Source organism: Paenibacillus oenotherae, assembly GCF_019443105.1.
GTDB lineage: Bacteria > Bacillota > Bacilli > Paenibacillales > Paenibacillaceae > Paenibacillus_Z > Paenibacillus_Z oenotherae.
This window is the reverse complement of sequence record NZ_JAHZIJ010000001.1, coordinates 749,735-765,217: the sequence shown is the minus strand read 5'-3', so window position 1 is coordinate 765,217 and position 15,483 is coordinate 749,735. Positions and strand designations below refer to the sequence as shown.

Annotated in this window: 2 protein-coding genes; both read left to right on the top strand. The window is 57.9% G+C overall.

From position 1 onward, the window contains the following. The first annotated feature begins 35 nt into the window (after positions 1 to 35). Positions 36 to 7,754 (top strand): non-ribosomal peptide synthetase, encoded by a 7,719-nt coding sequence (locus tag K0T92_RS03495; protein ID WP_219871002.1) that lies wholly within the window; start codon positions 36 to 38, stop codon positions 7,752 to 7,754. Positions 7,755 to 7,791: 37 nt separating this feature from the next. Then, a complete protein-coding gene (locus tag K0T92_RS03490) occupies positions 7,792 to 15,465 on the top strand; it encodes a non-ribosomal peptide synthetase (protein WP_219871001.1) in 7,674 nt (2,557 codons plus the stop codon). The last annotated feature ends 18 nt before the right edge of the window (positions 15,466 to 15,483 follow it).

Genomic DNA, 15,483 nt, shown 5'->3' with positions numbered 1-15,483 from the left:
ACCCGCAGGGTCATGCGAAAACTTTTTGGAGGTGAATGATGACTAAGGCGGATGCGATTCAAAAGGTTTACCCTCTTACGCCCATGCAGGAAGGAATGCTGTTCCACTCCCTCATGGATCAAACGTCCAGCGCCTACTTCACGCAGATGGAAGCAACGCTGGCCGGAAATGTGGACCCGGAGCTGTTCGAGCAAAGTCTGAATCATATTATCGGAGAATACGACATCCTGCGCACCGTATTTGTGCATCAAAATTTGCAGCGTCCCCGTCAGGTTGTCTTTCATGAACGGAAGACGCGGCTGCATTACGAGGATTTGCGCACAATGGCGGAGGAAGAGCAGCGCAAGCATGTGGAGGATTTCAATGAAGAGAACCGCCGCCGCGGCTTCCAGCTGTCCAAGGATGTGCTGGTTAGAGTCGCTCTGTTCCGCGTAGAGGAACGGACGTACCGGCTGGTGTGGAGCCATCATCACATCCTGCTGGATGGTTGGGGCTTTGGTGTTGTCATCAGCCGCTTGTTCCAGCTGTACGCCGCTCTTAGGAACAATGAGGCGATTCCGCCAAATACGGTCTATCCCTATAGCGAATATGTCAAATGGCTGGAGAAGAGAAGCAAGGAAGATTCGCTGGCCTATTGGAGGAGCATACTGGACGGCTACGAGGCACAAGCATCGCTGCCGGGGCGGCTGAAGGGCGCAGAGGAGAAGGAGTACCGCCAAGAGCAGTGCGAATTCATCATCGACCAGCAAACTACGGAGCAGCTGAGCCGGATGGCGCGGGGCTGCGGAACGACGCTGAACAGCCTGTTCCAGGCAGTCTGGGCAGTTCTCCTGGGCAAATACAATATGGCCGCTGATGTCGTATTCGGTTCGGTTGTCTCCGGACGTCCGTCCGAGGTGCCGGATATTGAAAGCATGGTGGGACTGTTCATCAATGCCGTTCCTGTCCGCGTGAAGATGGAGGGTGTGGAGACCTTTGCACAGCTGCTGTCGCAAATTCATGCGAGCGCAGTCGAGATGGAGGCGCACAGCTATTTGCCGCTGTACGAGGTGCAGAACCAGTCGGAGCTGAAGCAGGCGCTGCTGGACCATATTATTATTTTCGAGAACTATCCGCTGGGCAAGGACGCCGAGGGGCAGAGCGCGGAGGAGGCAATCGGCTTTCAGGCGCATGTAGACCGCGTATTCGAGCAAACGAACTATGACCTTAACGTGGTCGTATCTCCCGGTGACGAGCTGTCCATCAAATTCAGCTATAACAGCAATCGCTTCGATGCCTCCTTTGTCAATCGTGTGGAGGGACATCTTCGCGAACTGTTCGCACAGATTCTGGACAATCCGGCGATTGAGCTGCCCCAGCTGGAAGTCGTTGCGGCAGAAGAGAAGCATCTGCTGACAGAAGGTTTCAACGCCACCAACAAGGATTACGCGGAATCGCCGCTTATCCATGAGCTGTTCGAGAAGCAGGCGGCGTCGACACCGTCCGGAACTGCCGTTATTGGCGCGGGAGGAGAGCTGACTTACAGCGAGCTGAACCGGGAAGCGAACCGGCTCGCATGGACACTGCGCGAGAAGGGCGCGGCTGGCCGCGTCGTGGCAGTGCTGGCAGAGCGGTCATTGGACATGGCCGTAGCGCTGCTTGCTGCGCTCAAGGCTGGCGCGGCTTACGTGCCGATTGATCCGGAATATCCGGAGGAGCGGATCGCTTATTTGCTGGAGGATAGCGGCGCCTGCATCGTACTGGCGGGAACATCATTCCTTTCCCTAACAGAGGGCAAGGGCGTGCTGGCTATCGATTTGGGCGACAGAAGCGCATATGCAGGGAATGACGGGAATCTTCCGCTTCAGACAGGATCGGATGATCTTGCTTATATCATCTATACATCGGGTACGACCGGCAAGCCGAAAGGCGTTATGATCGAGCATCGCAGCATTGCCAATACACTCCTCTGGCGCAAGAGCGAATACGGCTTTGGCCCCGGGGACCGGACGCTGCTGTTCCTGTCGTTCGCTTTCGACGCCTTTGTCAGCACATTCTTCGCACCGCTGATCTCGGGCTCTGCTGTTGTATTCGCCAAGGATGAAGAGGCGAAAGACCCGCAGGCGCTGAAGGCGCTGATCGCCGGGGAGCGGATTACGCATTTCAGCACCGTTCCCGCTATGTTTCAGGCCATTCTGGATGCCATTACCCCAGAGGAGGCCGGGACGCTCAAGGCGGTCACACTGGGAGGGGAAAAGCTGTCCGAGCGTATTGCGGCGCGTGCAGCCGGCATTCATCCCGGTCTTGAACTGGTCAATGAATACGGCCCGACAGAGAACAGTGTCATTACGACCTGTCTGCGCCATATTGAAGACGGCCGTCCTATCACCATCGGCAGCCCGATCGCCAATACGCGGGTTTGGATATTGGGAGCAGACCTGCGCCTGCAGCCGCTCGGCGCAGTCGGCGAGCTGTGCATTTCCGGCACCGGACTTGCCCGCGGCTATTGGAATCGGCCCGAGCTGACGGCGGAGGCCTTTGTGCCGCATCCTTATGCAGAGGGTGAAAGATTGTACCGGACAGGCGATTTGGCCAGGTGGACGGCGGATGGCGAGCTGGAATTCGTCGAGCGTGCCGATCATCAGGTGAAAATTCGCGGCTACCGGATCGAGCTGGGCGAGATCGAGGCGCTGCTGCGCAAGCAGGACGCCATTGAGGAAGCGGTCGTACTGGCGGTTCAGGACGGCTCCGGCACCAAGCAGCTATGCGCTTATGTGACCGTTGCAGAGGGCGGCGCATGGCATGAGGCGGCGCTAAGAGCAGCGCTGCGCGCTGAGCTTCCTGCTTACATGTCTCCAGCGTTTATCATCCGGATGGATGAGCTGCCGCTCACGACGAACGGCAAAATAGACCGCAAAGCGCTCCCGTCGCCGGAGTCCGGCAGCGGGGCGAAGCGGGCCTACACGGCGCCGGGAACTTTGCTGGAAGCGAAGCTTGCGCCGATCTGGCAGGAGATTTTGCAGGTGGAGCGTGTTGGGGTTAAGGATGATTTCTTCGAGCTGGGAGGCCATTCTCTGAAAGCGATGACGCTGGTCACCCGGCTCAAGAAGGAGCTCCAGGCCGAGGTGCCGCTCAAGACGCTGTTCCAGCGGCCGACCATTCGCGCCATTGCCCGCTATATAGAAGGGGATGACGGGGAGTACAGCGACTTTGTCGAGATCTCCCCTGCGGAGCCAAGCGATACATACCCCGTCTCATCGGGACAGCGCCGTATGTACGTTATGGGTCAATTCGAGAATGTCGGCACGGCATACAATATGCCGGACGCGCTGCTGCTGGAGGGTCCGATCCAGCGGGATCGGCTCGCAAGCGCATTTCAGGCGCTCATCGCGCGGCATGAGCCGCTGCGAACCTCCTTCGAAATGGCAGGGGAGGAGCCGGTGCAGCGCATTCACGCTTCCGCCGAGCTTCATATTGAATATATGGAAGCTGCCGGCAGGGAGGAGGCAGACCGGCTGGTAGAGGCATTCATTCGCCCGTTCCAGCTGGACAGTGCTCCCCTCATGCGGGTCGGACTCGTTCGTCTGGAGGAAGAGCAGCATCTGCTGCTGCTGGATCTTCATCATATTATCGCCGATGGCGTATCCATCGGGCTGTTGATTCGGGATATGGCTGCTCTGTATCGCGGCGAGCCGCTACCGGAGCTGGCCATTCAGTACAAGGATTACGCTGTATGGCAATCCGGTGGCGAATATGCGGAACAGGTGAAGAAGGACGAGGCCTTCTGGCTGAAGCAGTTCGCGGACGGTGTGCCGGCTGTGGATCTGCCGACCGATTACAGCCGTCCGCTCGTTCGCGATTTTGCCGGCGCACGCTATGAATTCACTGCCGGAGCGGAGCTGACGCGCGCGCTGCGCGAGCTGTCCGCAACCGAGGGAGCCACCTTGTTTATGGTGCTGCTGGCCGCCTACAATGTGCTGCTGGCCAAATATTCGGGGCAGGAGGACTTTGTCGTAGGCACGCCGTCAGCGGGCAGAGGGCATGACGATGTGCGCGAGATGGCGGGATTGTTCGTCAATACGCTCGCGCTTCGTTCCCGCCCGCGTCCGGAGCTTGCGTTCCGCCAGTTTGTGGCTGAGGTGAAGGAGCATTGTCTGGATGCGTTCGGACATGGCGAGTATCCGTTCGAGGAGCTGGTCGGGAAGCTTGGGCTGACGCGCGATATGAGCCGCAATCCGCTGTTCGACACGATGTTCCTGATGCAGAACATGGACAAGGCGGATCTTTATCTGGAGGACTTGAAGCTGAGCGCTTATCCGCAGTCCAACGATATCGCCAAGTTCGATCTGACCTTCGGCGCAATCGAGCAAGAAGACGAGACGCTGTTGCTGAGCATCGAATATGCAACTGCGCTTTACAGTCCGGCAACCGCCGAACGGTTGGCCCGGCACTACGTCCAGCTGCTGGAGGCGGTCACGGCCGATCCAGCGGCGACGCTGGCAGAGCTGGATATGCTCAATGCGCAAGAGAAGGAGCAGCTGCTGACCGGGTTCAACGACACGGAAGCGGCCTATCCGCAGGATGCGACGCTTGTATCGCTGTTCCAGCAGCAGGCGGTGCTTAGGCCGCAGAGCATTGCCGTTTCATACGATGATATTCGTCTTACGTACGGCGAGCTGAATGCGCGGGCCAATGTACTGGCAAGAAAGCTGCGGGATGAGGCTGGAGTCTGCCGCGATGATCTGGTGGCCATTCTGCTGGATCGTTCCGCCGACATGGTCGTTGCCATGCTGGCTGTTCTGAAGGCGGGCGGCGCTTACGTGCCGATTGATCCGGCCTATCCGGAGGATCGGATCCGCTTCATTATGGAAGACAGCCGCACGAAGGCGGTTCTGACCGCAGAGGCGTATCTGGCATTAGCCGGAACCGGGGCAGGCACTGTTCTCAATCTTGATGAAGGCTCGACCTTCCAGGGCGATACCGGCAATCTTGAGACGGTCAATGAGCCGCATGATCTCGCGTACATTATCTACACATCGGGAACGACCGGCCGTCCCAAGGGCGTTATGATCTCGCACCGGAATGTAGTCCGCTTGCTCATTAACGACCGATTGGCGTTCCGCTTCGACGAGAAGGACGTCTGGACGATGTTCCATTCGTACTGCTTTGATTTCTCGGTATGGGAAATGTACGGCGCGCTGCTGTACGGCGGCCATGTTGTTGTCGTACCGCGCCTTACAGCGCAAAATCCGCAGGATTTCGCCGGCCTGCTGCGCCGCGAGGGAGTTACGGTGCTGAACCAGACGCCAACTGCCTTCTACGCGCTCATTCACGAGGAAACGGGACGGCAGGACAGCGGCTTGGCACTGCGCTACGTCATCTTCGGCGGCGAGGCGCTTAACCCTGCCATGCTGCGACCTTATTACAGCAAATATCCGGGCACGAAATTGATCAACATGTACGGCATTACAGAAACGACCGTTCATGTTACCTATAAAGAAATAACGGAGCAGGAGATCGCTTCTAATGTGAGCAACATCGGCAAGCCGATTCCGACGCTGACCTGCTATATTTTCGATCCGCATGGAAGGCTTGTGCCAATCGGTGTTGCTGGCGAGCTGTATGTAGGCGGAGACGGTGTAGCCCGTGGATACTTGAACCGCGAGGAGCTGACGGCGGAGCGCTTCGTCCCGAATCCGTACAAGCCGGCGGAGCGATTGTACCGCACGGGTGATTTGGCCCGCAGAATGGCCAGCGGCGAGATGGAGTATTTGGGACGAATCGACCATCAAGTCAAAATTCGCGGCCACCGCATTGAGCTGGGTGAGATCGAGACCGTTCTTTTGCGGCATGACAGTGTAAGAGAGACCATCGTGATCGCCCGTGATGACGAGAACGGGGGCGGCAATGCCCTGTGCGCCTATGTGGTGGCCGATGTCGAGCTTACCGTGATGGAGCTTCGCGAATTCACGAAAGCATCGCTGCCGGATTATATGGTTCCGGCGCATTTTATCCAGCTTCAGGGAATGCCGCTCACCTCCAACGGCAAGATTGACCGGCGCGCGCTGCCGGAGCCTGACAGAAGCATGGCTTCGGGGACGGCATACAGCGCACCGCAATCCATCCGCGAGGAGCTGCTTGCGGACATATGGCAGGGTGTGCTGGGTGCCCCGCGTGTCGGCATCGACGATAATTTCTTTGCGCTTGGCGGGGATTCCATCAAAGCGATCCAGGTGGCGGCGCGATTGGGCGCGCACGGGTTAAAGCTGGAGATGAAGGATCTGTTCCAATATCCGACTGTCGGAGAGCTGGCGGCGCGTCTGAAATCCGCTGTCCGCCCTATCGATCAAGGGGCTGTGGAAGGTGAAGCCGCGCTTACGCCGATTCAGCATTGGTTCTTCCAGCAGGGGTATACGGATGCGCATCACTGGAACCAGTCGGTTATGCTGTATAGCCCTGAGAGATTCGATGGGAACGCCCTGCGCCAGGCATTGGACGCTATCGTCCGGCATCATGACGCGCTGCGCTTCGTATTCCGCTCCAGAGAGGACGGAAGCATGGAGGCTTACAATCGCGGACCGGAAGACGGACACCCCTACGGGTTCCATTATGTTGACTTGACCGGGGAGACGGATGATCAATCGGCGCTTGCCCGTCATGCGGAGCAGCTTCAAAGCTCTATTGTGCTGTCCCAGGGACCGCTGCTCCAGACCGCGCACTATCGGACGCGCGAGGGAGACCATCTGCTGCTGATCGCCCATCACCTCGTGATCGACGGCGTATCGTGGCGGATTCTGTTCGAGGATTTGGAGCAGGCCTATGGACAAGCGCTGGGCGGCGAGCCAATCGTGCTGCCGCTCAAAACGGACTCCTTCCTGTACTGGTCAGAGCAGCTGCGCCAATATGCAGCAAGCCCGCTTCTGCTGCGGGAAGCTGACTATTGGCGGGGACTCCAGTCTGCGGGCGCAGGGTCGCTGCCGCGCGACATGGAGGCGGGAAGAGGACGGTTCTCTGATCTGCGCACAGCCGGGTTCGAGCTGTCCCCGGAGGAGACCGATCATATGCTGAAGGAAGCGGGCCGCGCCTATAATACCGAGATCAATGATTTGCTGCTGACCGCGCTCGGCCTTGCTGTCAAGGAATGGTCCGGCATGGAGCGTGTATGCGTCAATCTGGAATCGCATGGACGGGAGCAGATTGCAGAGGCGCTCGACATCTCCCGCACGGTGGGCTGGTTTACATCGCAGTATCCGATTGTGCTGGATATGGGTGCTGCTGCCGGCGATCTGTCACGGCAGATCAAGCTGACCAAAGAACAGCTGCGCGCCGTGCCGAACAAAGGGATCGGCTACGACATTTTGAAATATATGACGCCTAAGGATATGCATGATCTCCGCTTCGAGCTGGAGTCTGATATTTGCTTCAACTACTTGGGTCAGATTGACGGGGATGTGGCGAACGAGACGTTCCGCAGCTCCCACTATGATAACGGCTCTCCGGTAAGCGCAAGCGCCGAGAACAGCTTTGCATGGAATTTCGGGGGCATCGTCGAGGACGGACGCCTTTCGATGAAATGCCACTACAACAGTCTGGCATTCAAGGAAACGACGATGGAACGCTTTATGAATATTTTCCGGTCGCAGCTGACGGCCTTGATTGCTCATTGCGTCGGGCATGGCGATTCGGAGCTGACGCCGAGCGATGTTAGCTCGAAGGGAATCACGATGGATGAGATGGACGATATATTCGAGCTGCTGGGAGAAAAGCTGAACTGAGAAAGCCAATGCCCGACAAGGGTCAAAGAGGTGTGAGATGTCAACGTTTAAGAAGGATCAAGTAAAGGACATGTATTACTTGTCGCCGATGCAGGAAGGGATGCTGTTCCATACCTTGCTGAATGAGGGGGCAACATATTTTGAACAATTGACGGTTCGTATTCATGGCGAGCTGGACATTGCACTGTTCGAGCAGAGCATGAACCGGATTGTTGACCGGTATGACGTGTTTCGGACAACCTTCCTTCATGAGAAGGTGAAGCGTCCTGTTCAGGTGGTGCTCAAGCAGCGCCCGTTCACCATTCGTGTGGAGGATCTGTCCGGCATTGCGAAGGAAGAGCAGGAGAGACAATTGGAGGCGTTCCGGCGTCAGGATCGCGAGGCAGGCTTCGACCTGTCCCGCGACATCCCGACGCGAATGATCGTGTTCCGTCTGGCAGCCCGTGAATATGAAATGATATGGAGCCACCACCACATCCTGATGGATGGATGGTGTCTCGGCATCATTATCAACGAGCTGTTCGGGGTGTATGCCTCACTCAAGAAGGGAGAATCCCCGGTACTCGGCTCGGTATATCCATACAGCGATTACATCAAGTGGCTGGAAGGACAGAACAAGGAAGAAGCGCTGCGCTATTGGGGCGGGCTGCTGGGCGATTATGAGCAGGAGGCAGCACTGCCGCGGCGCGAATCCGTTCCGGCAGGCGGTGACGGCCACTACGAAGGGACGGAGCTGCGGTTCAGCTTCGGAGTGGAGCTGTCCCGCAAGCTGCAGGAGCTGGCGAGCAGCTGCCAGATTACATTGAACACGCTGTTCCAGACCCTATGGGGTGTGCTGCTGCAACGCTACAACCATACAGAGGATATTGTGTTCGGCTCGGTCGTATCCGGCCGCCCTTCCGAGGTTCCCGGCATTGAAACGATGGTGGGACTGTTCATCAACACGATTCCGGTGCGCATACAGGCATCGGGAAGCGAGACGTTCGCGGAGCTGGCCGCTGAGGTACAGCGCCGCGCCGTGCAATCCGAGCGATATGATTATATGCCGCTCTATGAGATTCAGGGCTTGACCGCCTTGAAGCAGGATCTGATCAACCACATTGTCGTGTTCGAGAATTACCCCGTGGAGAAGGAAGTATCCGGCGGGAGCGATGAGGATACGCTTGGCTTCGATGTGGGCGATGTGAGCATGTATGAGCAGACAAGCTACGATCTCAACGTTATGGTGCTGCCGGGAGAGGACTTGACCGTCAAGCTGAACTATAACGCTTTGGTGTACGATACGGATCGGCTTGGAGCGCTGGAGGGGCATCTTCGCACTCTGGCGGAGCAGGTGGCTGCTGATTCTGCCCTTCCAGTGAGAGAAATGCGTCTGGTGACGGAAGAGGAAGAAGGGCAGCTTCAGTCGTTCAACGATACCGCCTGTCCTTATCCGTCCGGGCAAACGATACATGCTCTGTTCGAAGAGCAGGCGGCCCGCACGCCTCATGCTGCAGCCGTTGTGTTTGGTTCTCAGCGCCTGACGTATGACGAATTGAATGGGGAAGCAAACCGGATGGCTCATATGCTGCGGGGACGCGGCGTCGCTCCCGGCAAGACAGTCGGCATTATGAGCGGCCGCTCGCCGGAATATGTGACCGCTGTGCTCGCCGTACTGAAAGCAGGCGGCGCATTCGTGCCGATCGATCCGGAATATCCGGCAGATCGTGTAGCCTACATGCTGGATAACAGCGGGGCAGAGCTGCTTCTGGCAGGCACGGAATTAGCGGGAGCCGCCGTCCCGGCGCTTAGCGCGGGCAATTGCGAGCTGCTGCCGCTTCATCGGGAGCTGTACGCCGGGGAGCCATCGCATAATTTGGCCTCGTCTGCCGGTTCGGGCGACCTGCTGTATGTCATCTATACCTCCGGTACGACCGGCCAGCCCAAAGGGGTTATGCTGGAGCATCGGAATATGGTCAACCTGCTCTCCTGTGTTTTTGCAGATACAGCTGTTCCATACAGCGCAGGGGTGCTGCAATATACAACGATCAGCTTCGATGTCTGCTATCAGGAGATGTTCTCCGCGCTGCTTGCCGGAGGCACGCTCTATCTTATCGATAACGAGACAAAGCGCAGCGTGGAGAAGCTGGCGGCTCTGATCCGCGAGCATTCGATTCCGGTGCTGTTCCTGCCCGTCTCATTCCTCAAATTCATCTTCAACGAGGCGGATTATGTGGCGCTCTTCCCGCCATGCGTCGAGCATATCATTACTGCTGGCGAACAGCTTGTCGTACCGGAGCTGCTGAGAACGTATTTGCGCGAACGGGGAGTAACGCTTCACAATCACTATGGTCCTTCGGAGACACATGTTGTGACAACACTGGCGATGGGGCCTCAGGATGAGATCGCGGAGCTTCCGAATATCGGACGTCCTATCGCGAATACCGGTATTTATATTATGAACAGCGGTCTGCAGCTTCAGCCAGTCGGCATCGTGGGCGAGCTGTTCATTGCCGGGGACAATGTCGGGCGCGGCTATATGGGCAATGATGTCTTGACGGCGGAGAAGTTCATCTCCAATCCGTACCGCTCTGGCGAGCGGATGTACCGTACAGGCGATCTCGCCCGCTGGCTGCCGGATGGCGAGGTGCAATTTCTGGGCCGGATCGATCATCAGGTCAAAATCCGCGGACATCGCATCGAGCTTGGCGAAATCGAATCAAGGCTGCTTAACCACGCCGCCGTAACGGAAGCGGCCGTACTGCCCTTCGATGACGGCAAAGGCGGCAAATATCTGTGTGCCTATTACGCGGCAGGGAACGCGCTGGCTGCGCCTGAACTTCGGGCCTATATGCTTGGCGCGCTGCCGGAGTATATGGTGCCGTCCTATTTCATTCAGCTGCCGGGGCTGCCGCTTACGCCTAATGGCAAGACGGATCGGCGGGCGCTGCCGGAGCCGGACGCCAGCCTTCAAGCGGGTGCGGATTATGTCGCGCCGACGAATGAGCTGGAGGAGACGCTCGCTGCGATATGGGAAGAGATTCTCGGCGTGGCGCGAGTCGGCATGGCCGATAATTTCTTCACGCTCGGCGGACATTCGCTCAAGGCGATGACGCTCATCTCGCGGATGAACAAGCAGTGCAATGCTGAAGTGCCGCTCAAAGTATTGTTCCAGGAGCCGACCATTGCGGCGTTAGCCCGGTATATTGCCGGAGGAGACGGCCAAGGAACGGAGCATGAGAGCATACCGCAGGCGGTCCCCAGCGAAGTCTATCCAGTTTCATCCGCCCAGAAGCGGATGTATGTCCTGAGCGGTCTGAGCGCTGCCGGGACGGGCTACAATATTCCCGGCATCTTCATGCTGGAAGGAGATCCCCATATCTCCCGCCTGGAGCGGGCGCTCCACGAGCTGGTGAATCGTCATGAGTCGTTCCGCACCTCGTTCCACTTGGGGGATGATGGCGAGCCGGTGCAGCGTGTGCATGAATCTGTCAGGTTCAGCGTGAAAGTCAGCGATGCAAGCGGGTTACCGGAAGAGGATCTTGTACCCGAGAAGCTGGCGGAGAGCTTCATTCAGCCGTTTCGCCTGGATGAGGCTCCGCTGCTGCGCGCCGGATTGATCAAGCTGGCTCCGAACCGGCATCTGCTGATGCTGGATATGCATCATATTATTGCAGACGGTGTCTCGCTCAGCATTGTGATGGACGAATTCGCCGCCCTGTACAGGGGCGAGGTGCTGGCTCCGCTGCGTGTGCAGTACAAAGATTTTGCCGTCTGGCAGAATGGCTTAATGGCTTCGGAGACATTCCGCAAGAAGGAAGCCTACTGGCTGGATCAGCTTTCCGGCGATTTGCCGCTGCTGGACATGCCGACCGATTACCCGAGGCCAGCGGTGCGCAGCTTCGCGGGCCATCATCTGTCGATGAAGGTGGAGCCGGAGCTGGCCAGGGAGCTTGAGCGGCTTGCGGCAAGGGAAGGCGCAACATTATACATGGTCATGCTCGCCGCTTATTACGGGCTGCTGTACAAATATACCGGACAAACCGACATCATCGTCGGCACTCCGGTAGCGGGCCGCACGCATTCCGATATGGAGTCTATGGTCGGGATGTTCATCAATACGGTGGCACTGCGCGGAAAGCCTGATGGGGGCAAAACGTTCCGTACTCTGCTGCAGGAAGTAAAAGCTTTGACGCTGCAAGCGTTCGAGCATCAGGATTACCCGTTCGAGGAACTGCCCGCGAAGCTGAACGCTGCCCGCGATCTTGGCCGCAATCCGCTGTTCGACGTGCTGTTCATGGTCCAGAATATGGCCGGAGGCGCCAAGGATCCGCAGGGGCTGGAGCTGGCGCCTTGCGAGTTCGAGAACAATGTGTCCAAGTTCGATCTTACTCTTATGGCGGAGCCATCTGACGAAGGCCTGACGCTCGGGGTTGAATATTGCACGGCACTATTCAAGAAGGACACGATGGAGCGGCTGCTGCGTTATTACACGGAGCTGCTGCGGAATATCGCGGCCCGTCCTGATCTTGCACTGGCTGATATTGGGCTGCTGCCGGCAGAGGATCGTGCACTGCTGCTGGAGCAGTTCAATGATACAGCAGCAGCGTTTCCTGCTGAACGCACGATTCCCGAGCTGTTTGCGGAGCAGGCGGCGCGCGTGCCGGATGCGACGGCAGTCAAGCTGGGCGAAGAGCTGCTGACCTATGCGGAGCTGAATGCAGAAGCCGAGCGTATGGCTGAGGAACTGCGCCGCGCTAATGTAGGAGCCGAATCGATTGTCGGCGTCATGATGGAGCGTTCCGTGGAGATGATTGTCTCCATGCTAGCCATTCTGAAGGCAGGCGGCGCCTATCTGCCCATCGATATCGACTACCCCGCTGACCGGATTCGCTATATTGCGGAGGACAGCGGTACACGGCTTATTGTAACGGGACGGCGGGAGCGCGAGAAGGTTCGCAGTCTGCTGGGACCTGCGATGGCACTGTTCGTTTATGAGGATGGAGCAGCTGAGGGCGTCGTTGAGGGGACTGTCACACATGACCGCGCGAGCGCAAGCTCTGCTGACCTTGCCTATGTAATCTATACCTCAGGAACGACCGGGCTGCCTAAAGGGACGATGCTGGAGCATCGGGGTCTTGCCAATCTGCAGGTCTATTTCCGCGACAGCTACGGGATAACCGAGGGCGACCGGATCGCTCAATTCGCCAGCAGCTCCTTCGATGCTTCCATCTGGGAGACCTTCATGGCGCTGCTGACGGGAGCCAGCCTTCATCTTGTTCCAAAGGCTGCTCTGAACGACTATGGCAGCTTCGAAGCGTTCATGAACGAGGAACGGATTACGGTCATTACGCTGCCGCCGACCTTTGTTGTCCATCTTGAACCCGAGCGGCTGCCTCATCTGCGCCGCCTCATTACAGCCGGTTCGGCGACAACGCGTGAGCTTGTGCAGCGCTGGCTGGGACGCGTCGTGTATGTGAATGCTTACGGTCCGACGGAAACGACGATTTGCGCAACGGCCTGCGAGGTAGAGGAGTCGATGCTGAATGGTTCCGGCTCAGTGCCGATCGGCAGGCCGCTGCCCAATACGGCGATCTATATTGTGGGACGGGATAACGGGCTTCAGCCGATCGGCGTACCCGGCGAGCTATGCGTTGGAGGCGCCGGACTGGCGCGCGGGTACTTGAACCGTCCGGAGCTGACGGCGGAGAAGTTCGTGCCTTGTCCGTTCGCTGACGGCGAGCGGATGTACCGCACAGGCGACTTGGCGCGCTGGCTGCCTGACGGCAGCATTGAATATATGGGCCGCATCGACCACCAGGTCAAAATTCGCGGCTATCGCATTGAGCTTGGCGAGATCGAAGCCTCGATGCTGAAGCATGAGGCTGTGGTGGAAGCCATTGCTTTGGCGCAGCACAACGGGCAGGGCGAGGCCTACCTGTCTGCTTACTATACGGCGGAGGGAGATATCGAGCCTTCCCTGATGCGCCAGCATTTGGCCGCTCTGCTGCCGGGCTTTATGATTCCGGCGCAGCTCATTCGGGTAGGCAGCATGCCGCTCACCTCGAACGGCAAGATCGACCGCCGCGCTCTGCTTGAGCTGGCCGATCCGGATCAGGGAGAGGGCTCGGCATATGTGCCGCCGCGCAGCGCAACGGAGCAGAAGCTTGCAGCAATATGGGGAGAGCTGCTGGGGGCGGAGCGTGTCGGCATCCACGACGATTTCTTCCGGCTGGGCGGACATTCGCTGAAAGCGATGAGCTTGATTGCGAGAATCGCTCAGGCATTCGATGTCAAGCTGGAGCTGGGAGAGCTGTTCCAGCGCCCGACTCTCGGTGCGCTTGCTTCGGCGATTGACCTTGCGGAACGCGAGTCGGCAGCAGCCATTGTACCGCTTCCCGAGCAGCCGCATTATGCGGTATCGGCAGCGCAGCGGCGCATGTACATCATGCATCAATTCGAAGGAAGCGGAACTGGCTATAATATGCCGGGCGCGATGATCATTGAGGGTGAGCTGGATTCGGAACGGCTGCAGAATGCATTCCGTACCATTGTCCGGCGGCATGAGGCGTTCCGCACAACATTTGCTTCTGTTGGCGGCGAGCCTGTGCAGATCATTCACGAGGAGGTCCCCTTTGAGATATCCTACCGGGTCGCGGAGGAAGCGGACATCGACAATATCCTTCGTGAGTTTGTAAGACCATTCGATCTGGAATCTGCTCCACTGCTGCGCATTGGTCTGGCCATGCTGGAGCGGAACCGCTATGTGCTGATGTTCGATATGCATCACATCATTAGTGACGGTGTATCGATGGGGATTATGATCGGCGAGTTTGCCGAGCTGTACGGGGGGCGCGAGCTTCCAGAGCTGACCGTGCAGTATAAAGATTTTGCAGCTTGGCAGAACGGGCTGTTTGCTTCCGGGGAGTATGGACGGATGGAAGCCTACTGGTGCGGACAATTCGCGGACGGTGTTCCGCAATTGACGCTGCCGACGGATTATCCGCGGCCTGAGAAGCGCAGCTTCGAGGGGGATTCGATTACTTTTGCCGGGGATTCAGCATTGAAGCAGGCGCTGTACAAGCTGGCCGAGGACACGGGTACTACGCTGTTCATGGTGCTGCTGGCCGCCTATAATGTACTGCTCTCGAAATATGCCGGACAAGAGGATATCGTCATCGGAGCTCCTGTCGCCGGACGGCCTCATGCCGACCTTGAGCATGTGATGGGCATGTTCGTCAATACGCTGGCGCTCCGCAATTTCCCGCAGGGAGAGATGACTTTCTCGGCATTTCTGGCAGATGTAAAGGAGCGGACGCTCGGAGCTTTCCAATATCAGGATTATCCGCTTGAGCAGCTGACGGCGAAGCTTGGCCTGCAGCGCGACTTGAGCCGCAATCCACTGTTCGATACCGTCTTCAGTCTGCAAAATATTCAAAATGATGCAGAGGAAATCGACGGCCTGCAGTTCATGCCTTATGAATCGGGCAGCTCCATCGCGAAGTTCGATTTGACCCTGTCGGCGGTCGAGGAGGATGAGGGCTTCAGATTCTGCTTCGAATATGCAACGTCGCTGTTCAAGAGAGAGACGGTTGACCGGCTGGCGCAGGATTTTCTGAAGGTGCTGGAAGCGGCTGCGAAGGATCATTCCGTCTGTATCGCTGATATTGCAATGATCGAGGCCGGGCATCTCGACAATGTGCTGGACGAAGATATGCAGTTCCATTTCTGATTTGGTTAGGAGAGACCG

Coding starts and splice junctions, on each gene's coding strand:
- K0T92_RS03490 (WP_219871001.1), top strand. CDS start 7,792: ATGTCAACGTTTAAGAAGGATCAAGTAAAGGACATGTATTACTTGTCG.
- K0T92_RS03495 (WP_219871002.1), top strand. CDS start 36: ATGATGACTAAGGCGGATGCGATTCAAAAGGTTTACCCTCTTACGCCC.